At 52.5% G+C, this 21,644-nt stretch carries 20 protein-coding genes; 18 read left to right on the top strand and 2 right to left on the bottom strand.

Annotated elements, in window-relative coordinates; genetic code table 11:
- Positions 1-354: 354 nt before the first annotated feature.
- The 12 genes from IAE30_RS07865 (at position 355) to IAE30_RS07810 (ending at position 15,233) form a co-directional block, all read left to right on the top strand.
- A complete protein-coding gene (locus tag IAE30_RS07865) occupies positions 355-1,863 on the top strand; it encodes a UvrD-helicase domain-containing protein (protein WP_200679002.1) in 1,509 nt (502 codons plus the stop codon).
- Between the two features lie 66 nt (positions 1,864-1,929).
- Positions 1,930-3,540 (top strand): TraI domain-containing protein, encoded by a 1,611-nt coding sequence (locus tag IAE30_RS07860; RefSeq protein WP_200679000.1) that lies wholly within the window; start codon positions 1,930-1,932, stop codon positions 3,538-3,540.
- Between the two features lie 55 nt (positions 3,541-3,595).
- On the top strand, positions 3,596-4,597 hold the full coding sequence (locus IAE30_RS07855) for a site-specific integrase (RefSeq protein ID WP_200678999.1): 1,002 nt from the start codon (positions 3,596-3,598) through the stop codon (positions 4,595-4,597).
- 309 nt (positions 4,598-4,906) lie between these two features.
- Positions 4,907-5,821 (top strand): ParA family protein, encoded by a 915-nt coding sequence (locus IAE30_RS07850; RefSeq protein ID WP_200678997.1) that lies wholly within the window; start codon positions 4,907-4,909, stop codon positions 5,819-5,821.
- Between the two features lie 123 nt (positions 5,822-5,944).
- Positions 5,945-7,309, top strand: a complete 1,365-nt coding sequence (dnaB-PI, locus tag IAE30_RS07845) for an SPI-7-type island replicative DNA helicase (RefSeq protein ID WP_200679115.1) — start codon at positions 5,945-5,947, stop codon at positions 7,307-7,309.
- Positions 7,306-9,006, top strand: coding sequence for a ParB family protein (locus tag IAE30_RS07840; protein ID WP_200678995.1), 1,701 nt, complete (start codon positions 7,306-7,308; stop codon positions 9,004-9,006). The genes dnaB-PI and IAE30_RS07840 overlap by 4 nt, the downstream gene beginning before the upstream one ends.
- A complete protein-coding gene (locus tag IAE30_RS07835) occupies positions 8,984-9,829 on the top strand; it encodes an STY4528 family pathogenicity island replication protein (protein ID WP_370585517.1) in 846 nt (281 codons plus the stop codon). Before IAE30_RS07840 ends, IAE30_RS07835 begins: the two co-directional genes overlap by 23 nt.
- 369 nt (positions 9,830-10,198) lie before the next feature.
- A complete protein-coding gene (locus IAE30_RS07830) occupies positions 10,199-10,921 on the top strand; it encodes a PFL_4669 family integrating conjugative element protein (RefSeq protein WP_200678993.1) in 723 nt (240 codons plus the stop codon).
- Between the two features lie 16 nt (positions 10,922-10,937).
- Entirely contained in the window at positions 10,938-12,950 is a 2,013-nt protein-coding gene (locus IAE30_RS07825) for a DNA topoisomerase III (RefSeq protein WP_200678991.1), read from the top strand.
- A 635-nt stretch (positions 12,951-13,585) separates the two neighbouring features.
- Positions 13,586-14,077: an STY4534 family ICE replication protein gene (locus IAE30_RS07820; protein WP_058970687.1), complete on the top strand. Its 492-nt coding sequence runs from the start codon at positions 13,586-13,588 to the stop codon at positions 14,075-14,077.
- A gap of 75 nt (positions 14,078-14,152) precedes the next feature.
- Positions 14,153-14,701, top strand: coding sequence for a single-stranded DNA-binding protein (locus IAE30_RS07815; protein ID WP_200678989.1), 549 nt, complete (start codon positions 14,153-14,155; stop codon positions 14,699-14,701).
- A 100-nt stretch (positions 14,702-14,801) separates the two neighbouring features.
- Positions 14,802-15,233, top strand: a complete 432-nt coding sequence (locus IAE30_RS07810; protein ID WP_200678987.1) for a DUF29 domain-containing protein — start codon at positions 14,802-14,804, stop codon at positions 15,231-15,233.
- 141 nt (positions 15,234-15,374) lie between these two features.
- Here the strand turns inward: IAE30_RS07810 and IAE30_RS30015 are convergent, their stop codons facing one another.
- On the bottom strand, positions 15,375-15,719 hold the full coding sequence (locus IAE30_RS30015; RefSeq protein WP_234472685.1) for an FxLYD domain-containing protein: 345 nt from the start codon (positions 15,717-15,719) through the stop codon (positions 15,375-15,377).
- Positions 15,720-16,001: 282 nt separating this feature from the next.
- On the opposite strand from IAE30_RS30015, the gene IAE30_RS07800 reads away from it, so the two are divergent.
- Positions 16,002-16,301, top strand: a complete 300-nt coding sequence (locus IAE30_RS07800) for a hypothetical protein (protein WP_200678985.1) — start codon at positions 16,002-16,004, stop codon at positions 16,299-16,301.
- Here IAE30_RS07800 and IAE30_RS07795 read toward each other — a convergent pair.
- Complete coding sequence (locus IAE30_RS07795; protein ID WP_200678983.1) at positions 16,261-17,013, bottom strand: hypothetical protein; 753 nt, start codon at positions 17,011-17,013, stop codon at positions 16,261-16,263. The two genes, IAE30_RS07800 and IAE30_RS07795, sit on opposite strands and share 41 nt — an antisense overlap.
- Positions 17,014-17,157: 144 nt before the next feature.
- Here IAE30_RS07795 and IAE30_RS07790 point away from each other — a divergent pair, with 144 nt between their 5' ends.
- The 5 genes from IAE30_RS07790 to pilP are packed head-to-tail and all read left to right on the top strand — an operon-like array spanning position 17,158 to position 21,638.
- Entirely contained in the window at positions 17,158-18,426 is a 1,269-nt protein-coding gene (locus IAE30_RS07790; RefSeq protein WP_200678981.1) for a TcpQ domain-containing protein, read from the top strand.
- Between the two features lies 1 nt (position 18,427).
- Positions 18,428-18,871, top strand: a complete 444-nt coding sequence (gene pilM / locus IAE30_RS07785; RefSeq protein WP_200678970.1) for a type IV pilus biogenesis protein PilM — start codon at positions 18,428-18,430, stop codon at positions 18,869-18,871.
- Positions 18,872-18,890: 19 nt separating this feature from the next.
- On the top strand, positions 18,891-20,210 hold the full coding sequence (locus IAE30_RS07780) for a PilN family type IVB pilus formation outer membrane protein (protein ID WP_234472684.1): 1,320 nt from the start codon (positions 18,891-18,893) through the stop codon (positions 20,208-20,210).
- Complete coding sequence (gene pilO2 / locus IAE30_RS07775) at positions 20,168-21,154, top strand: type 4b pilus protein PilO2 (protein WP_200678968.1); 987 nt, start codon at positions 20,168-20,170, stop codon at positions 21,152-21,154. The genes IAE30_RS07780 and pilO2 overlap by 43 nt, the downstream gene beginning before the upstream one ends.
- Positions 21,141-21,638 (top strand): type IV pilus biogenesis protein PilP, encoded by a 498-nt coding sequence (pilP, locus tag IAE30_RS07770; protein WP_038643481.1) that lies wholly within the window; start codon positions 21,141-21,143, stop codon positions 21,636-21,638. The genes pilO2 and pilP overlap by 14 nt, the downstream gene beginning before the upstream one ends.
- Positions 21,639-21,644: the final 6 nt, after the last annotated feature.

The following is a 21,644-nucleotide window of genomic DNA, read 5'->3' as shown; positions in this document are numbered from 1 at the left end:
TATCCTCTCCATTTTTTACGGTAAAAAATGCGCCTTTGATTATTTACTTCATAGTTCATCATTTCTGTCTACTTCTTTAGCCATGTTTTACATAAGCCGGAGCATTCCTTCTGTTCATATGATCGGGCAATAAAACAACAGTTACTACTGTCAAAAATTTACCTCTGCAGAGCATTCAGCATTTTTCAGAACGTAGAGATAGCTTCCGATTTCGACGTGTTTTAAGTGAGACAACCGCTGGCGCTTCTGCCTAGGCTCGTTATAAATTTTTAACACAGGAATATGGTTTTTTATCGAAGTGCCTGTTTCCAACTGTCAGTTTGGCTTTTTCATATGCAGCTGCCGGAGAACCCCATGACCTGGAAAAACACAGCCGAGCAAAACGCCATCATCGAGTGGAAGGGCACTCATCTAGTGGTAAACGCATTTGCAGGCACAGGAAAAACCACCACGTTAGTCAGCTACGCTGAAGCCAACCCGGAAAGCAAAATGCTTTACCTTGCCTACAACCGCGCCGTGCGCGATGAGGCTGAACGCAGGTTCCCCTATAACGTAGAGTGTAAAACGTCGCATCAGCTGGCGTGGGTACGCTTCGGTAAACATTTCAGTGACCGGCTGACAGCCAGTCTGCGCATTACGGATGTGGCCAGAAAGCTCAATACCCGCCACTGGCCGCTGGCAAGGCTGGCGCTCAGTGGGCTGAACATGTTCCTCTGCAGCGCAGACCCCGAGCCGGGACTGATACATCTGCCCGCTGAGGATGATCGCCACGGTCTGGATGCCGGTAAAATTCTGGGGGCGATTCAGATCCTCTGGTATGAAATGAGCCGGACCGATTCTACCTTCCCCGTTACTCACGATACTTACCTCAAACTGTTCCAACTCTCTCAGCCTGACCTGTCTAAACGCTGGGACACCATCCTTTTTGATGAGGCTCAGGACGCCAACCCGGTGACCAGTGCGTTTGTTCTGAATCAGCCCTGCCGGGTCATTCTGGTCGGAGACCGTTACCAGCAGATTTACCGGTTTCGCGGGGCAGACAACGCTCTCAATGCCCGCCAGCTGGCGCAGGCAGATCGGTTATGGCTGACGGCAAGTTTTCGTTTCGGCCCTGAGGTCGCACGTATGGCCAATATCCTGCTGGAGCGTGCCGGAGAAGAAAAGCGGGTGACGGGTAACGGGGGACAGGACGCCGTCGTAAGCAGCATCCCGGATGAGGCTGAGCACATTGCTGTACTGAGCCGGACGGTGTCCGGCGTGATCGACAGCGCCCTGACGGCAAGCCTCATGGAGAAAAAAGTCTTCTGGGTCGGAGGGATTGAAGGCTACAAAACAGAGGAGCTGGAAGACCTGTACTGGTTTTCCGCCGATATGCCTGAAAAGATGCAGTCCCCGCGCCTGAGCCGGGACTACCGGGATTTTGACGAGTACTGCTCAATAGCCAAAGCCACCCAGGACGTGGAGATGAATCAGGCTGTTCGCCTGCTCGATGACTTTTTCCCGCTTCCTCAAAAGCTGGCCATTATGCGCCGCCAGGTCGCCATTCATGAAAAAGACGCTCAGGTCACGGTTTCAACCGCACACCGCAGCAAAGGGCTGGAATGGCCGGTGGTGATGCTGAGTGAGGATTTCACTGACATTACGGACCCGCTCCTCTCGCAGGAAGAGCGACAGGATGAGACTAATCTGCTGTATGTGGCTGTCACACGGGCAAGAAAGACGCTCGTGCTGAACGAGCTGATGCGCTGGCTCAGCGAGGCCGGCGAGGACGATGATGAAAACGTCAGCGAAGCCGGTGAGGGCGATAATGAGAACGATGCAGATATCCCTGGCGACACAGGAGAAACTTCCGGGACTGAATAACTGGTTTTTTATGGTGTGGAGCAGGGAGGGTCATAACACTGACCAGCCCTGTACCAGGAGAACATCATGCTCAGCAAAATCCGGACCCTGGGGTCTCCGTTTTCAAAAGGTGAACCAGAAGCAGTACATCATATAGCCACAGTCACGCCTGCCGGCTACCACGCCCCACGTGGGGCCGGTATCTTGTGTGCCACCCCTCTCCGAAAAACCTGCCTGCAGCAGATATGGGAGAACTGCTCTCTGCCCGCAGACCTGTATCAGCGACTCTATTTAGCGCCTCTTAATGGTTTATTAGCCCGGGTACAGAATGTGCCGGCCACGCAGCAGGGAAGGTGGTCGCAGTCAGACGGCTTCGGCGACCTTACGCTGCAGTTCACAACCTGTGCGGTCAGGCTGGCAAAAGGGTACATGTTCCCTCCCGGAGCGGCACCGGAAGAGCAGGCAGCGCAGAACGTGATGTGGAATGCGGTGATTTTCTGGTCTGCGCTGTTCTGGCACCTGCCTCTTCTTGCGACGCTGGAGGGGGAGTTGCTTGACGGTAAAAGCTGGCTTCCGGGAATGACCGTTCCGGACTCACCTTATCGTTTCCGGTTCCGGGAGGCAGAGAACGCATCAGCGCTTGCGGCGCTTGCCGCCGGGCAACTTATGCCGTCAGAGGCCACGGGCTGGCTGGCAGAGAATCCCGAGGCACTGGGCAACCTTGCCGGCGCACTCTGGAATCAGCATCCGGGCATGCCATTGATACGCAGTCTGATGAAGCAGGCTGCAGAGAAAACAGATTCTCCTCTGATAGAGTCGAAGGCTGACGAAGTAGTAAATACCTTAGCAGGTGGACTACCTGGAGATAAAACCGCTGTCCAGACTATACATGCTTCAAATTTATCCCCAGACATTTCTTCTCAACAATCAGAAACGAATACGGCAGATGCTCTCGCGGCTCCGGCAAGTTTTGATCTTGCATCCAGTATTGAGTCGGCCTCTCAAATTGACAGTCTTTTGTCAGAGGAACTCAGTAATCCAGCTAACGAACCGGTAATGACTGCAGTTTCAGACGACACTGACGCGCTTTTGTCTCTGTTTGAAGTGCCAGAAAAAATGGCAACAGGCAGTAATAGCAGTGAGGTCTCACCTGAGGAACCCCTTACTGTGAACGAAAAAATAGATCCGTCATACCCCATTGAAACTATTGAATTTTCTGAAAGCGCAAATAGTCATGCTGGCGAGGGGAATTCAGATAATTCTGCGGTTGCATTTGTTAACAAACGTGAGGAAAGATTACATTCCGCATCCGGGGCAGTCAGCGGTACTGAAGAAGTGGAAGGAACGCGTTTTTTTGACTGGCTTCGGGAAGGGATCAACCGGGGAGAGATCACTTTTAATGGTAAAGATGACAAAGTCCACGTTATTGCCGGTTACGTCTTTTTGCCCGTCCCCGGCATTTTTTTTGACTACCTTAAGGCCACCGGCTCCGCAGATGATCGGGAGAAAGTTCAGGCGTCTTTTGAACAACTTAATTTACATAAGCGCCGGGATAACAGGAGGTTTTACTTTGCTCAGTTGTTCGATATCCCCGATAAGTCAGGCAAGTTTAAACGGATGAAAGGCTATCTGGTTAAAAGCAGACAGGTATTCAAAAAGACAATCCCTCAGGACAGTCAGTTCCTTTTGTTTCCATGACCGTAATCCCGGTCTGACATCTGGTGCGTATCTGTAACTTAGAGAGGAATGGAAAATGAACGAAATGAACACTGACTGGCTATGGAAAGAACTGCTGGATGAATATTTTTTCTGTAAGTCGCTACGTGAGGATACAGAATGGAGTTATCAGAAAGTGGTTCGCGGGTTCAGAAAACATATTGGGGAAGCGCGAACACCTTACAGCATAACCAGTCGTGAAGTGCTTGAGTGGCGAAGACACGTCCTGAAAAAACAGGGGCTGTCAGCACACACCTGGAATAACAAGGTCACTCATATGCGCGCACTCTATAATTTTGCCATTACTTCTCAACTGACGGACTTAACAAAAAATCCCTTCAACGGTGTTTCGGTTAAACACGATAAGAAAAGAAAAAAGACGCTCACCAAAAATCAGATGACAAAGATCTGGCTGACCATGCAGCAGTTTTCATCTGAACGAATAACCGAATCAAAATGTGCATTAAAGCCAGTGTGGTACTGGCTCGCAGTTCTGGACACGTTGCGTTATACAGGAATGCGTCAGAATCAATTGCTGCACATTCGTCTGAAAGACGTCTGTCTTGAAGATGGCTGGATTGAGCTGAGGACAGAAGGCAGCAAAACCTACCGTGAGTGGCGGGTTCCCGTTGTCAGCCATTTACGTCCGCGACTGGAGGGATTGCTGCAACGTGCAAGAGACTGCGGTGCCGGCAACAATGATGCATTGTTTCATTATGAGAGGTTTGTATCTTCGCCTGCTGACAGTGTATCCCTTTCTCAAAAACCCTCTCTGCAGCCATTACGTTCGTTTTTCCGACGTCTTTCAAAAGAGTGCGGATTTGACATTTCACCCCATCGGTTCAGGCATACGCTTGCCACAACACTGATGAGCTCCCCTGAACGAAACCTGCAACTGGTTAAGGGATTGCTGGGGCATCGTAATGTGAGCACAACAATGGAATACGTTGATATCAGTATGGATATTGTCAGTAAGGCGCTGGAGAAAGAAATGGCGCTTTACACCGATAAGGCTGAAGAGATGTTTTACAATGGTTGACATTCAGTCACGTCATTGTAATTATTCACAGTGATCGAGAAAAGGGAGCCTGCTGCGAACAGGCTCCCTAATCGAGAGGGTAACTTCTTGATGTATGCTGATGTGAGGATCAACATCAACAAGTACCACTCCCGTTAAACGCCCGTCAGTTTTCTCACCTCTGACCAGCGTGCTTCGAATAGTGGTGCCCGGAGGCGGAATCGAACCACCGACACGGGGATTTTCAATCCCCGTGTCCGGGTGTTAACGTTTTGGTCTTTTTTGTTGCTGGATTGCTAATCGCACCTGAATCAATTTCAGGTGTATCAAATGCATTCAAAATCAGAGCTTTATAAAGAACAGGGTTCAAAGCCCAAAATTTTACCTGTTGTTTCAACCAAAGGTGGAGAAGGGAAATCAACTCAAGCCGCAAATCTGGGTGGTTTTCTTGCAGATGCAGGTATAAAAACTCTCATCATTGACGGCGACCATGCCCAGCCAACTGCCAGCAGTATCTATCCCTTAGAATATGAAGCACCTTGCGGGCTCTACGAGTTGCTTATGCAAACCGTCGACCTATCCGAGGCCGAAAACATCATTTCCCGCACCGCGTTCACGAACCTTGATGTCATTGTCTCAAACGATCCGCGCAATCTTTTACCTACCTATATGCTCAATGTTGCAGATGGGCGCGTACGTCTGCGCAATGCATTGTCAAACTCGGTATTTAGCCAGTATGACGTCATCCTGATTGATTCGCAGGGGTCACGTTCAGTGATGTCAGAACTGATTATTCTGGCCGCAACCGGCGAGATGATTGGAATGGTCAAGCCTGTGCTGCCTGATGTGCGTGAATTTATGCGCGGCACAGTTGCTCTGATGGAAGAACTGCTCCCTTACATGGCTTTTGGGATCAGTCTTCCGAGTATACGCATGCTGGTTAACTGCATGGACTATACGCTGCTAGCGAAAACCACGGTTGAACAGGCTGAAAGCATCATACTGAGTGGCGATTACAGTCAGCATTCAGACAAGATCGTCATCAACATGCTACAGACGCGCATTTATGATCTTGATGTTTATAAGCAGGGGCATGCGGCCGGTCAGCCTGTTCACCGCCTGGAGAAAAAAACGTCCCGTAAGAGCGATTCAGCATTCGACTCAATGCACAAACTTGCCTGCGAACTGTTCCCTGAATGGAAGCATAAGTTCGACGTGCTTGCGGAAGAAGGGGGATCAAAATGATCCTTTCCCCTTTTTTTTCAGCAGCCCTCACCATGATAGTTAATAAAATCAATGCCGGACGGCAGCTGAGTATAGGTGTTATCAAGCGGCCCTCGGCAATGCCCTCTCTCAAGGGAGGTGCGTATGTCTGACAACCGCAGAAATATTCCAGGTATTTATTCACCTGATGCCGAGCAGTCTGTTATCGGTGGCCTGATGCTGGATAACGATCGCTGGGATGACGTTGCTCTCCATCTGAGTGCTGATGATTTCTTTCTCAAGGTGCATAAGGCCATCTTTCAGGAAATGTCCCGGCTGGTATCAGCCGGTAAACCACTTGATCTGATTACGCTTTCTGAAAGCATTGAACGTCGCGGTAAAGACGCTCTTGAGCAACTGGGGGGATTCGCTTACCTGGCTGAGCTGACAAAAAATACGCCCAGTGCAGCAAACATTGTTGCTTACAGTGAAATTGTTGCCAGAAACAGCCGTGGGCGGCAGCTGGCGGCCATTGGTGCTGAGATTACCGAACAAGTCAAAATGCCCGGAACGAATATTGAAAAGCTCATGGAAACCGCCGAGCAGAAAATAACTCGCCTGGCAGAACGTGCTGAGCCTGAACAGGCCGTGACGCTAATTGATGGTATGGAAAAGCTGCTGACGGAGCTGGAGCGCCGGTGCAACGTTCCCGATGGCATTACCGGCACGCCCACCGGGTTTGACGAGTTTGACGCGATGACCAGCGGTCTACAGCCTGGTGATCTGGTGCTCATTGCGGCCCGCCCGTCTATGGGAAAAACGGCGTTTCTGATAAGCCTCTTGCTCAATTCACTGCAGAAAAAAGTGGGTTCAATAGGCCAGTTTTACAGTCTTGAGCAGCCTACTGAACAAATCCTCATGCGCATGGTCGCATCACTGGGCAATGTTGATCTTACCCATCTTAAAAGTGGATTAATGGATGATGAGGACTGGGCTCGTGCCTCATCCGCGGCCAGTTTGCTTATGGGCGATCTCAAGGACAGCTTAATCATAGATGATACAGGCTCGCTCACGCCGGCGATGCTGCGTATCCGCGCACGTCGTAATGCCCGCCGCTACGGTCACCCGTCCATTATCGGGCTTGATTATCTGCAACTGATGCGCTGTCCGGACCAGGAGAACCGCACGCAAGAAATCGCCGAAATATCCCGTTCCCTGAAAGCGCTGGCCAAAGAGATGGGTTGCCCGGTCGTTGCACTTTCGCAACTGAACCGACAGCTGGAAAACCGTGCGGATAAGCGGCCTAACAACGGTGACCTGCGTGATTCTGGCTCACTTGAACAGGATGCTGACCTGATTATTTTTATCTACCGTGACGAGGTTTATCACGAGAAAACTGAAGATAAAGGTGTTGCTGAAATCATTATCAGCAAACAACGTCAGGGACCCACAGGGACAATACGCCTGCAGTATGAAGGTCGCTATACCCGCTTTAATGCCATGCACAAACAGGCGGGGAGATCAGTATGAGCAATGTCAGCAAACTGGACCTGGGCTCAGCGATGCTACAGCGGGGCAGATCGCCCGCTAAGGTTAATGCCGGTACTGATACAGCTCCACTGCCGGTCAGTGAGATGGCGATGGTACTGACCCTTGATCAGTTGCGCCCCAACCCCGATAACCCGCGTAAAGGCCGTAACCCACGTTATGAAGAGATCAAATCTTCGGTGCGTGCACGCGGTCTGGATTCCATACCTAAGGTCACGCGTGACCCTGATGGCGAAGATGTTTATATCTTCAGTGACGGAGGAAACACGCGATATCAGATCCTTTGTGAGCTCTGGCAGGAGACCGGTGATGAACGGTTTCACCGTGTTCACACCATTTTCAAGCCGTGGCCGGGCAGGCTCAAATGCCTCGTAGGCCATCTGGCCGAGAATGAGGTGAGGGGCGACCTGACGTATATAGAGAAAGCTTTCGGGGTGCATAAAGCGCGCGTCATTTATGAGGAGCAACTGGGCCGCAGCGTCACGTTGAGGGAGCTTTCAGAACTTCTCGGGCAGGAGGGCTACCCGATTGATTACTCTAGCGTTAGCCGGATGGAGGACACCCTCAACTATCTGTACCCACATATGCCAAGACTGCTGGAATCGGGTATGAGCCGGGGACAGGCAACGCCTCTGCTCAGTCTTCGTTCTTCGGCGATGAAGGTCTGGAAAATTTTCAGCGGTGACGTCCGGCCCGATACAACTCTGGATGAAGTCTTTGGATCGACATGCAAGGGCTTTGACGAACCTGACTGCTATGCACTGGATGTGTTCAGGGATGAATTTATCGGCCAGCTTGTTAAGGCATTGCCACATCCGAGCCTCAATTACGATCGCTGGCTGATTGAACTGGACCCGCGCGAACAAAAACGCCGTGAGCAGTTTGGTGAGCCGCCACCGCTACCCTCGCTCACGCCGCCGCCCGGGCGGTCTGCTGGTCGTGAACGCGCTGAGCCAGGTGTGACCATTCTGCCGTCGGATACTTCATCAGCCCTACAGCCTACGGGTCTCCGGAGCGGTACGTTAACGTCTACCGGCCGCCCTGAACCAGCGCCGGACATGACTTTGAACACGTCACTGCCTGACGCAGCGTCAGTCACTGCCGGCAGTGAACCGCGTCGCGAGGTGCAGAACGATTTGTTTGGCGGGCGTCCTGTCATCAGCGGCGAAAGTGAAGTTATCACGGATGAGGATGCGTCCTTATCCTCGCCTGAGTTCAGTACCGGCTCGCTTGTCTCGGCGTTCACAGATCCTGAAGAGGCCTCCTCTGCTGAGGTAATCAGTTCTGTTGCTTTCGCGGAAACCGGGCTGGAACCGGTCAGCGATATCTGGCACATCTCCGCGCTGCAGGACGATACGGAACATCTGCAGGATATGGCATATCGCCTTGTGTTTGAGATTGCTGAGGCCATGGGCTGCGCGGACTGTGTCCGGGAAGATAAAAATCCTTTGTCTGCCGGCTTTGCCGTATCCGACAGCACCCGCGAATTTACGCTGTTTCTGGCGGGCCTTTCCGGTTCAGTTCCCAATTCGCAGTTCAATATGTTTATGTTTTGCCTGAATTTCTTTGGGTCGCAGGTTCCTTCGGATACCGCCGTTTTTGATGATATTACGGTAGTGAAAACAATGCGCCTTATCCGGGTTATCCGTCGCCTGCGTGAACATTTATGCACAGCATGATGAGCCGCTGGGTTACCGTGATGCAGAAACCTTTGACCCGGGCTGGCTGAAGCTGGTCGAAGACAGCTGCCTCAGCCGGAACAAAGCCGTCCGGATGACGGCGCTGGCCGTAGTAAATGACATCCTCCAGGATACGGGGATGCGGCATCGCCACAGCCGCCTTGCGCTGATTGAGAGTCGGCTGGGCGCACCGGAGACGCCTGCTCAGATGGTCCGTCGGCAGCATACTGAACAGCCGAGTCCGAAAAACGGACTCAGTAAAATGAGCATAAAAAACAGCCAGAATTCACTGAGTCCGGAAAACGGACTCAGTACACCTCCGTCAGATAAAATACCGGTTCCTGAATCAGGACTCATTGATAAATCAACATGTTACACCGGAGTCCGAAATCCGGACTGTAACGTACGTTCTTTCACACAGAGTGTGAATAAAAAAACGTACGTACCCTGCGAAAACCATTATCTGCCTGGTGATTTTCTGAACGGGCTGAACAGCGAAGACCGTCACATGCTGACCTCGCAGATGGCCTCGCTGCCTGAGGTTGTCGCAAAGGCCCTTGCTGGCATGCTGCAGGAACAACTTAACCGGGGCAAACTGGCCAACCCTGCTGGCTGGCTGTTTTCCATGCTGCGCCGGGCGCGAAACGGTGAACTGAAACTGTCCGACGAGACGACGAAGCGCGATGCCGCTGGTGAGCCTTTGCGTATGACGGAGACGCGAAAAGTCCCGCCAGCGAATCTGCCAGTGATGCCAACCAGTCGCCCGTCACCGGAGGATGTCAGGGCAATGATCAGTGCCATACGAAACAAAATAATCACCTGAAACAGCGATTTAAAAGCGAGCATTTTTGCAGGGCGCAGCGAGGTTAATAATCGTATAGAGGTACTGTTAATGCAGTGAACCTGCCCTACAAAAAATCAGCAACATTAAACCGCTCAAATAATGACCTTGTTGCGGGGCGCAACAAGGTTAAAAAATGCACAGAAGAGATGTTGTTGTAATGACACTATCATTGAGAAAATCAGCAACCCTGAGCTGCTCAAATAATGATCTTGTTGCGGGGCGCAACAAGATTAAAAAATGAACAGAAGAATAATTTCATGCTGATGATTAAGAGTTTCACATTGTTGTAAGTGCACAGGTTTCACGACTATGCCTGCTCATCTTAACTGAACACAGGTGACGACAACGATGGCAGATCAAAAAGTAACTAAGACGGGTTCGCTTCAGTCAGAGATGACAATTGCGCTCCACACAAATTATGCAATAGGTTTATGGCAGGGGCGCCGGCCGGGTAAACAGGAGGGTAATGTTCCTGTAAAGCATGGCATTATCGGAATGCCGCAGTTTTTTCATCGTGCAACGCTTATCAACCAAGACTCGCTCAAAAACAATCCTTGGGCAGATGAAGCCATGTACAGGCTTGAAGAAAAGTTAAAAGCAGCAACAGAAAGAATGTCTGAATTGATTCAGAAGCTTGAGCAAGAGGTCGCCTTATTACCCAAAGGAGTAACTTTTACAGAAGTGGCATCAGTTGAACCTCTAGACATTCAAGTCTTTACTCGTACTCCTCTTGGTTACCGATGTGTATTTCTTCTTGTTGGCTTTGATCAGTTTGCCAAAAAGGTACTTCAGGCATCTCATTATGGTTTGATCACCCGCAACGCGCGCGATTCGTATCTCAGTGAAGGGGGAAGATTGCTGCGTCAGATTTATGGAACCTTGCTTTCATATCGCCGAGTGGAAGCTACCCGAATCGATGCAGCGGAGAATAATGACATCTGGAAAAAAGCCTGTGAAATTGCGGGAGAGCCTGACCAAGCTATCCTGCTGGGACATAAGCGTTCTGCTTTCTCTCCACCGGTCAATGAAGCAAGCGTGAATCTCCTTCGCCTGCGTTATCAGGCTGTCTGAGACGCTGGAGGCAGCCATGCGGCTTTATATTTGTGAAAAGCCCTCTCAGGGGCGAGATCTTGCTGGCGTGCTGGTTGCAACTCGTCGCGGTGACGGATTTTTGTCGGGCAGCGGTGTGACCGTGACATGGGCGGTGGGGCATCTCCTTGAAACGGCTTCTCCTGAAGCCTACGGTCAGCAGTACGGTAAACCCTGGTCACTTTCAGCGCTACCGATCCTGCCGGCTCCCTGGCAGGTCGTTGTAAAAAAGGACACGCAGGATCAGTTCAAGGTCATTGAGCGGTTGCTTCGCCAGGTTGATGAGGTGGTCATTGCCACCGATGCAGACCGTGAGGGTGAAGTTATTGCGCGAGAGCTGCTGGACTATTGTAGCTGGGAAGGCCCGGTGCAGCGTCTTTGGCTCTCTGCTCTGGATGAACCCAGCATCCGTGCAGCACTTCAGGACCTCCGCCCCGGCCAGGCCACGCTCGGCATGTATCATGCCGGCCTGGGACGTGCCCGTGCTGACTGGCTGATAGGGATGAATCTCTCGCGGCTTTACACCCTGCGAGCCGCCGAAGCTGGCTTTGACGGCGTGATATCCGTCGGGCGAGTGCAGACCCCCACGCTGGCGCTGGTTGTCCGCCGGGACCGCGAAGTCGCGTCTTTTGTGCCAAAACCCTACTGGCAGGTCAAAGCGCTTCTTTCGGCTGGCGGCCTTACCTTCCCCGCGCAATGGGTGCCGGCGAAAATCTATACTGACGATGAAAAGCGCTGTATCCACCAGAATATCGCGCAGCAGGTGGAGCAACTCTGCCGGCAGACAGGACGTGCTGTCGTCACCGGGTGTGAGACGAAGCGTGAAAAAGTTGCGGCCCCTCTGGCGTTTTCGCTTGGTTCCCTTCAACAGGCCTGCGGCAGACTCTGGGATATGTCTCCCCAGCAGGTGCTGGATACCGCTCAGAGCCTGTATGAAAAGCATAAGGCGACAAGCTATCCCCGGACCGACTGCGGTTATCTGCCTGAATCCATGCAGGAGGAAGTCTCCGGCGTACTCGATGCCATCGGCCGAACTGATCCGGATTGTGTGCCATTACTGACTCGTCTTGACCTGACATTTGTGTCTCGCATATGGAATGACAGGAAAATTACGGCACACCATGGCATTATTCCCACTCGAACCGCCTTTCAGCTCTCGGCCCTGACGGAGTCTGAGCGTAAGGTTTATCTTCTTATCCGTCGCAATTACCTCGCCCAGTTCCTGCCCCTGTATGAATCCGATATCACCCGGCTCCAGTTCGACATCGGCGGGCAGCTGTTCCGTACCACGGGGCGCACCGAGGCAGTAAAGGGCTGGAAGGCTCTCTTTGACAAAGCCGGAGATGAAGATGCGCAGGCGGATGACGATGCAGCGCTGGCGCTGCCACCGCTCTCTCAGAATGCTCCATGCGCCGTGACAGGTGCTGAGGTAGCGCAGCTAATGACCCGGCCGCCGGCGCACTACACTTTTGCCACCCTGATTGGTGCGATGATGAACGCCTCCGCTTTCGTTACCGATATCGCGCTGCGTAAGGTACTGAAAGACAATGCGGGTCTGGGCACTGAGGCCACCCGTGCAGGTATAATTGAACAGTTGCTGAACCGCCGCTTTATTGTGCGTAAAGGCAGTAAGCTTATGGCCACAGAACTGGGTAGTGACGTCATTGATGCTCTTCCCCCACAACTGACTGAACCCGGAATGACCGCGCTCTGGGAGCAGGCGCTGGATGAGGTCGCTGCAGGTCGCATGTCACTTGACGACTTTCTGCAACGGCAGGCTGGCTGGACGCGCAATCTGGTCAGTCAGGGCGCGCAGCAGCGGGTGAATATTCGCGTGCCTCCCTCCCCTCCCTGCCCACTGTGCGGAAGTAAAACCCGACTTCTAAAGGGAGAAAAAGGGGAATTCTGGAGCTGTCAGCGCTATCCGGTATGTAAGGGCGTCATTAATGTCAGCGGCAGTAAAAATAAACGTTCCCGTAAGGCTAAGTCTCCTGAATCAAAGAAGAATTAATCCGTTGTCTCCGATTGCGGGCCATCAGGGGCTTTGCTATTGTGACACCGGCTCTGAAGCCGCACCCCGTGACTGCGGGTTCTGTCATCATCTAATGCATGTGCTGACGGAATACAGTCTGACTGGCCTCGTCCACACCTGAACGGGAGCCGGTAAGGCACGAAAACTCCGTGAAAACCGTGCCGGGAACTGAACACGCCAGCGGAGCTACTGTAAAATACAGCTTAACACCAGGTCGAAGGTGCAGACCTCAGAAGGCGGTGCCATATGGCGCCGCTTTTTTATTTTCATGCAGTGATGATTTTTTGCGCGGTTCAACGTTGACAACCGTTGCGACTGAATGAATGATTGTGGGGCTTATCGTTGTCTTCCCGACAACTGCCAATGTTCCAGTGATTTGAGAGGGACGCCTTCGGGTAATCACATGCCAAAGCCATCACAACCTGAGAGATGGCGCTTTCGGGCGGTTCTAAACCTGTTTAACCTTTGCAAACAGGGACCTGTTAGTCAGGTAAAGGTCCACTTCACCAATTCAGCCGGTCGGCAAATTATGCTGACCTCCCTGCGGGAAACATTTCCCGTACGGGACAAATGTTTCTCCGCTACCTGTTCAGTTTTACTCCGGAGAAAACATCATGACTGCAACTAATCAAACCCCTGCTTCAAATGGCTCTGCCTCTGGAAATCAGAAAAAAGAGTTTTTCAACCTTAATGTAAGCGGCATCGGTTATCTGAACTCGATACGTCGCGTTCAGGGCCCTAACGGTGAGTTCACCTGCGCTGTTATTAACGCTCTGACCGGTCCGACTGACAATGCTTCCTATACCCGATTTGATGTCACCATCGCGGGCCCGGAAGCAACCAAACTGATCAATCGCTGCCAGAAAGCCGTTGATGAAGAAGAAAAGGTGCTGCTCGGATTTGTACTGAGCGGACTGAAAGCCGATGTGTTTACCCTCCAGTCGGGTGATCACGCTGGTGAAAGTCGCCCTTCTCTGAAGGCCCGCCTGATAAAGGTGGAGTTCATCAAGAAAGGCCAGGACGTGGTTTACCAGGCACCCAATGCTTCCCAGACGCCGGAATCCGGTTCATCTGCTCCGAAAGAGTACGATCCGAACTCATTCTAAGCGTCACGGACACACCACCGGAACACATCCCGGTGGATGTGCTCCTCTCAACCCAATTCATAAGAGGAAATCATTATGTCCGCACGCGGCGTCAACAAAGTCATCCTGGTTGGTCATCTCGGCCAAGATCCTGAAGTACGTTACATGCCAAATGGCAATGCAGTAACCGGTTTAAACCTGGCGACTTCAGAAACCTGGCGTGATAAACAGACCGGTGAAAACCGTGAAAATACCGAATGGCATCGTGTCGTGCTGTTTGGCAAGCTGGCTGAGGTTGCCGGTGAATACCTGCGAAAGGGTTCACAGGTGTATATTGAAGGTCAGTTACGCACCCGCAAATGGACGGATAACAGCGGTACCGATCGCTGGACAACCGAAGTCGTTGTGGGCGTTAACGGAACGATGCAGATGCTGGGCGGGGGTCGCAGTAACAGCTCCAGTACCAGTGGAAACAATGCGCAGTCAGGTCAGCAGGGTGGCTGGGGTCAACCTCAGCAGCCTCAGCAGACTCCGTCAGCGCCACGAAATCCGCAGAATGAGCCACCGATGGATTTTGATGATGACATACCGTTTCTCGGACACGGTTATGGCATCTGTAAAAAAGCCATTTACGCAATTTCATAATGGATTCAGATAGATATACCCTCTTATGCGCCAGTTCAGTCTGGCGCTTTTTTCTTCTATAATGATGTTCATTAATCAGGAATGTCACTGGAGATCTACCATGAACACACGCTACGAAGCTGACGTTGTTGCCTGGGCTCAGGAGCAGGCAGCTTTACTCCGTGCCGGTCGGTTCTCTGAGATTGATATTGCTAATATCGCCGAGGAGATCGAAGACGTGGGTAAAAGCGAAAAGCGGGAGCTGGCCAGTCGTATGGCCGTTCTGCTGGCGCATCTTCTCAAATGGAAGTTTCAGTCAGGCCGTCGTGGGTCAAGCTGGCAGCGAACCATCAAAGAGCAAAGAAAAGCACTGGCATTACATATAAAAGGCACTCCGAGCTTAAAAACGGCTCTTACCGATAGTGACTGGATTGCTACAGTATGGGCAGATGCAGTCTCTTCTGCAGCTCAGGAGACGCAGCTTGATGTTTTTCCTGAAGATTGCATCTGGGAAATGGAACAAATTTTGTCTCAGGAATACTACCCGGATTAATTTTGTCAGCCTGTCTTAAGACTAAGCGCCATCATGGCGTTTTTTTTGTCCTGAATTCTCTGGTATTTAGTCAGTTATCGGAAACCCGTCCATGACATGAAACTTGCTTTTATGGCGTGGACGGGTTGCCCCGAAGGGGAGTTATTTTTCTGTTGCCAGCACTTCGGTCAGTTTGAACGAATCTGGCTGCTGGATACTGTTGTAATTAGCGTTAATAGTAAACTTCTGACCAGGTTCGATATTACTGGCCATATCTACAGCCTGCCCGATGACGACGTCATTTTTCAGCAAATTAAATTTAAAGATAATATTGCCGAGCGTTTTACCACTGGTATTTTGTCCCAGCCCTTGAATGTTCTGCAGACCGTTTTGCGTTTTCTGGAAGTGCAGGTCACTTACCGCAACTTTGTTGCTGGTCGCGGCCAAAGCTGCTGAGCTGGTAATGAAAGCAGCGGCGAAACAGATGGCTGATAATTTTCTCTTCATAACACCCTCTTGATGAGTAATCCTTAACGTGACGAACTGTCACTTTTCTTCTATCGGCCGTCAGTACTTTATTCTTCAATCTGAACTCAGAGTTTCACATTGTCCGCTTTTTCATCACCGCCAGAATAGCTCTCCTGATTAGGCCATATCTGTGGTGAATCCTGATGGTATTTCCACCAGACAACACGATTGCGAAGGTTGGTATGACCGACTGTTCACTCTTTCTGCATGAAAGAAGTAATCCTTTTAAAGACGCTGTGCCCTTAAATCAGGAGGGATATAGTGAGTAGACCGAAGTGGAACGAAAAGAAGAGAGCTTTCTACACTGTGCTCGACCTGCTTTACTTTGGCACCGCTGACGCTCTGGTCATCTACCTGCTTGTTTACATGCTCGCTGCGGGAAGCTCATACGTGATGCTAAAACCGCATGTTGGCTGGCCTGCAATTATTGCCGTTAACCTTGGGGTTTACACGCTGAACCAAATTATCTCTCGCGCCTTTAAAAATGACGATGTCGGTATTATCGTTGCGTTGGGGTATCTCATAGTGACCTTGCTTCCACTTTTTCATCTCTTTTTTTAAGGGATCTCATGATCAGTGGAGAACATACAAGGATAAATACCAGCATAGTAACCAGGAGGATTAAATACAGCCCGCACCAGGCTATCGGTACAGGCTCGTTCACTGCCACGCTGACAATCCAGGTAAGCGAACCCAGGTGTACAGCAGGAAGTAAGAACTTATGAAAGCCCGTCACCCATGAAAGGTAGCGAATCATGTTACCCCGTCGACCAGAAGGCATTTTAACTACGGCTTTATCAATGATAAGAGCGTTGAGCAACCTGTGACTTTTCAGGATAAGAACATCGCCCTTTTCATTAGTTATAGCCTCACAAAAGATGACGCCATAAAAATGGTGGCCATGAACAAGGGCTTTGAGGAAATGGTTTTTATTACTGAAAATCTTTAACGCTTCGCCGCGAAATACCACAACAGGGGGAGTGCTCGATGACTTTTTTGTTTTGGATGAGCCGACGCGTGAAAGCTTTGGATTTCGGGTTGCGTATATAATCCCATCTCTTGCGGCTCGCAATGATTGTGCTGCCTCGATTTTCCCGAGATTCGCTGCGGAGGTGAAATGGTAAACTGCTTTTTCATAGGGTTTGTTTTTAAACTTATACCAGACGTAACTGATTAGCACCCACAGAAGGAGAAGGCTACTGAGCAGAGTCAGCATTCCACCAAATATTGAAGACACCTCACTGATGTCGTAACTACTTTTCCAGTATTCCATGCATATCTGCCATTGCCACACCTGAATTAACTATCGGCTGTGGATTTTTTTCCTTCAGTCGACAGTAAGAGTTTCGCATTGCCCGCTTTTTCATCACCGCCAGAATAGCACTCCTGACTAAGACTATTCCTGGGGTGAATCCTGATGGCAGTACCTTCAAGACGCGCGGCAACGGGAGCCGGCCTGCTCGCCTGCTCTGTCATGTTAGCCAGCTGCAGCAACCCGGCTTCTGACCCTGCGCTATTAACTCATGGGCGTTATCAGCAGCCTGCACGTTTCGATGACATTTACCGCAATCGAGCCCCCGAAGTGGTGCGCTACGATCGCTACACGCTCGTCAGTACGCGCCCGGATGATGCACAGCGAGATCCGCTCAATCAGATTATTGATATCACGATGCCTGCACAGCTGGTTAACACAGTAGGAGATGGATTTCGCTATCTCCTGCTGGAATCAGGTTATTCACTGTGCTCAGCCACGACTTCTGCATTTTCGGAACTTCTCAGCCGTCCGCTTCCCGCTGTTCAGCGCGATATTGGCCCGGTTAAGCTGAGCGAGGCGCTGCAAATTCTTGCCGGCCCCGCCTGGCGGCTGAAGGTGGATGAAGTTAACCGTGAAATTTGTTTTGTGCTGCGCGATCAGTACCGCCAGTTTGACGCAGCGGCGGCAACGCTCACACCGGCAAAGAGCCTGTCGGCAAATAACCCGGCTCAGCCGAAACCCGTTCAGTCAGCGGGCCCGGCCGTTCCTGAAAATGCTTTACCCCGTAACCCTTTCACTGGGGAAACCCTGCCGGCTTCCGTCAAAAAAACAGCGTTGACTCCACAGGATCTGGCCGTGCCGTCACCCATGCTGACCACCGCTAAACCCCAGAAAACGCAGAACTCAGCGTACAACCCTCCGGTTAACAATCCGCCGCTATTGGTTAAGGTACCGGTTGCTAAAGTGGCTCCACAGCCCGGTTCTCAGACTGTGGCAGTTCGTCCGCCGGTGGTCACACAGACTACAGTGAATGCCACACCAAAAGCGTCCTCTGTGCGTCCGGTCTCAACGCTCCCCCCCGCGCCCCCTGTGAGCAGCCAGACGGCAGCCTCTCTCATTCCGGGCACACCTGTTACCGTCGCCCCGGTGGGTCAGACATGGCGGGCAGAACCGGGTTCAACCCTGAAAGAGACGCTCACCGGCTGGGCTTCGAAGGCGCCGTGCAGTAACGGCGGCAACTGGGTCATTATCTGGCCAGTATCGCTTGATTACCGTATTGATGCCCCTCTGATTTTTCACGGCAACTTTGAGTCGGTGATGGTTCAGGTATTTGACCTCTATCGCAAGGCCGAAAAACCGCTGTTTGCTGAGGCAAACCGTATTCAGTGCCTGATTTCCGTCAGCGATACCCCTGCGGGCGGGGAGCACTGAGATGGGATTCGCGCTGCCGGTACTGGTGTTTTGTCTGGTCATTGCGCTGATGGCGGGTGATGCGCAGCGTCATTCGTCAGAGCACGTTCGTGCGGCTGTCCAGCAAACGCTGCCGGGTAAGCTTGCCGCAGACATGCTGCGTACGGCCGATGCGGTCAATAACTGGCGCCATGGTCGCACGGTCGCCGATGGTGCTGTTACCCCCGCTCAGACAGGCATGATGCCTGCGCCTGACAGCCGAATTCAATCCGTCATTCTGAACAACCGACTCTGGGTATGGGTCCCTGCTACTGACGGCGTTTTTGCCGCCCTGCGAAGCCAGTCAGTGACCTCAGCGCTGGCGCTGACCGTCAGCGACGGTCGCCTGCGCATGGCTGACGGCACCGATATGAATCTTTCCCTGCCCTCCGGAATAACGGAGGGCAGCATTGTTTACCTCAATTAACCACCTCAGGGAGCTGCGGATGCCGCGTATACCTTTCTGCCTGACAGCGCTGGCCACCGCGTTCGTGCTGTCATCCTGTTCGCTGACAGAAATCAGTAAAATGGACAAAGAAGCTTCAGGACAGGCTGACACTGCTCAGCGGGTGTTGCAGAGCCGACAGGCAATGACCCAACCTACCGTCGTCTGGTCCGACAAACCCTGGGTTAACCTGCAGCCGGTTGCGCCCGTCGTATCCACGCCGGACGAAAAAAATCTGCCTGCCTGCCAGATAACGATAAACCGTCCAGACGGTATATCACTGCCTGAGCTAGGACAACGCATTACCGCGCTTTGCGGCATCAGGGTTTCCATCACGCCGGATGCCTTTGCGGCACTCAGTAACGTTTCAACCGGTAGCGTGACCACCTCGCAGATGAGTGGCCAGTTGCCAGCGCCTGATGACAATGGTCGGGTTCCCCTGGCTCAGATGGGGGCCACTTCTGTACAGCCCACCACCGTTCAGCAGCCCTCAGTTCTCATGCGTGGTATTAAGTTTCAGGGAGATGTTCATGACCTGCTTGAATTAGAAGCAAGCGGATACGGTCTGTCATGGCGAAGTGACAGCAGCGGCGTGTATTTCTATCAGCAGGATACCCGCACCTTTCAGCTCGTCATTCTTAATACCAAAGTCAACAGCAGCGCCTCTATTAACTCTGGTTCCGGCAATCAGCTCGGCAGCGGTGGCGGCACATCAGGCGGCTCAACGGGTGACATCAGCTCTAATCAGAAGACCGATTACGGCATGAACAGCGACCTGTACGATGATATCCGTAAAACCATTGAACAGATGCTGACGCCAAAATCTGGCCGGTTCTGGCTGTCGGCCGCCACCGGGACCCTCAGCGTAACGGATACGCCAGATGTTCTTAATCGTATCGGGCGCTATATCGAATACCAGAACAAAGTGCTCAGTCGTCAGGTTCAGCTCAATATTCAGATTGTCAGTGTAACGCAGACGCGCAACGAGGAGCTGGGGCTGGACTGGGGGCTGGTCTACAAATCGCTTAATAACGTGGGCGCCAGCCTGACCGGCTCCATGGCCAACGCGTCGACGTCTGCAGGCAGTGCTGGATTTTCGATTCTCGATACGGCCTCCGGCAACGCCGCAAAATTCTCCGGCTCCAGCCTGCTTATCAAAGCGTTGTCTGAGCAGGGTAACGTCAGCATGGAGATGAATCAGACTAACCCCACGGCCAACCTTACGCCAGTGGCCTATCAGCTATCTAAACAAAAAGGGATCCTTACCAGTTCAACGTCATGTGGGTGTTCTTTGCCGCCATCGGCGGGCAGCTTTCGGTGATGGGCGACGTGACTGGTTCGCGCGCCACCATTGAACTGGCTGCAAAAAATTTCCTGCGGTTCAACGACGCCGATGCGCCGGGATTACGGTGTGCCGCGACGGTGGACGACGATCGCCACGCCAGTACGCTGACTGACAGACTCAGCCGCACTCAGCTTAAGCGCTGCCGGCTGCGTAAGCGCGTCACTGCGATGTCCGTTATCCTTCCTGCGGCTCTCGTGACCCTTGCAGTGGCCTCTGGGATTTACTGGTACGACACCGCCTCTGAGAAAGCCGAACAGGCGGCTGCGATGGCGGCGTTTCGCGCCCGCATGGCGCTTAAGCCTGAAAAACCGGCCGTGCCCGCACGCGCACCGCACCCGTGGGCCTCGCAGCTTCCCGTTTCTGTGCTGCTCAGCAACTGCTGGCTCACCCGTGAACCTGTTTTTGCCTCCGTGGCCGGCTGGCGATTTACGGATGGCGAATGCGTGCCGGAAGGGCTGCGTTTGCGGTTTATTGCCACCCCCGGTGCAACCGTGGAGGACTTTTCCCGCCGCGCGCGCGAGCTGCTGGGTCACTCAGCCGTCTTTAACCTGCAGGAGGGCGGCAAAAGCGGCGACGTTTTCATTCCCTTCAAACGCACCTCACCCGCCGGACTCACGGACGAAGCGCTCCCCGGTGCTGACGCTCAGCTCATGCGGTTTATTTCCCATCTGCAGCGACGGAATCTCGACGTGAAGTTTACCGAGGTGAAGCCGCCGGCTGTCACGCCGGGCCAGGAAAAAAACATCCCCCTGCAGGACTGGCGGGAATTCTCGTTCTCAGTCAGCTCTCGCCTGCAGCCTGAGCGGCTGCTTCAGGATTTTGATGCCACAGGGCTCCGCCTGACCAGCCTGTCCATCACCATGAGCCCGCAGGGGCAGTTCGACTACACGATGAAGGGGAGCGTTTATGCGCAGAATTAATCCCGCCGGCATGAACTTGCTGCTGGCCGTTCTGCTCTGCGGAACGACACTGCCGGCCCTGGCCAGCGACTCACTGCCGCCCAACGTCACGCTGGGTGAGCTTGAAGCTGCACAGGCGCGAAACCTCATCCTTGAGCAGAAAGTTCAGACAGCCCGTCTCGAGCAGCAGCTGCGTGAAAGCCAGTCCGGGCAGAGTACCGACAGGAATTATCTGGCCACTGCCGCTCAGCCTGCCATGCCACTGATGGCGCAGCCTGCCCCCTCACAGCAGACCGTATCAGCTGGCGCGGAGAAGCGCGCCGGCAGCGTGCGGCTTCAGGAGATTTACGGACGTGGTAATCAGCTACGTGCCCGTATTGTGCTCCCCGACGGGGGTGTGACAGAGGTGGTGAAAGGGGATCAAATCCCGGGCACCACAAAGCGTGTTACTGAGGTCACGTCCACGCTTGTGCGCCTCAACGACGATTCTGAACTCTCCTTCTGAGGCCAT

The sequence above is a fragment of the Pantoea sp. S61 genome (assembly GCF_016625145.1).
GTDB classification, from domain to species: Bacteria; Pseudomonadota; Gammaproteobacteria; order Enterobacterales; family Enterobacteriaceae; genus Pantoea; species Pantoea rwandensis_B.
Note: the sequence above shows the minus strand (reverse complement) of the source record. Positions and strands in the feature narration are given on the sequence as shown.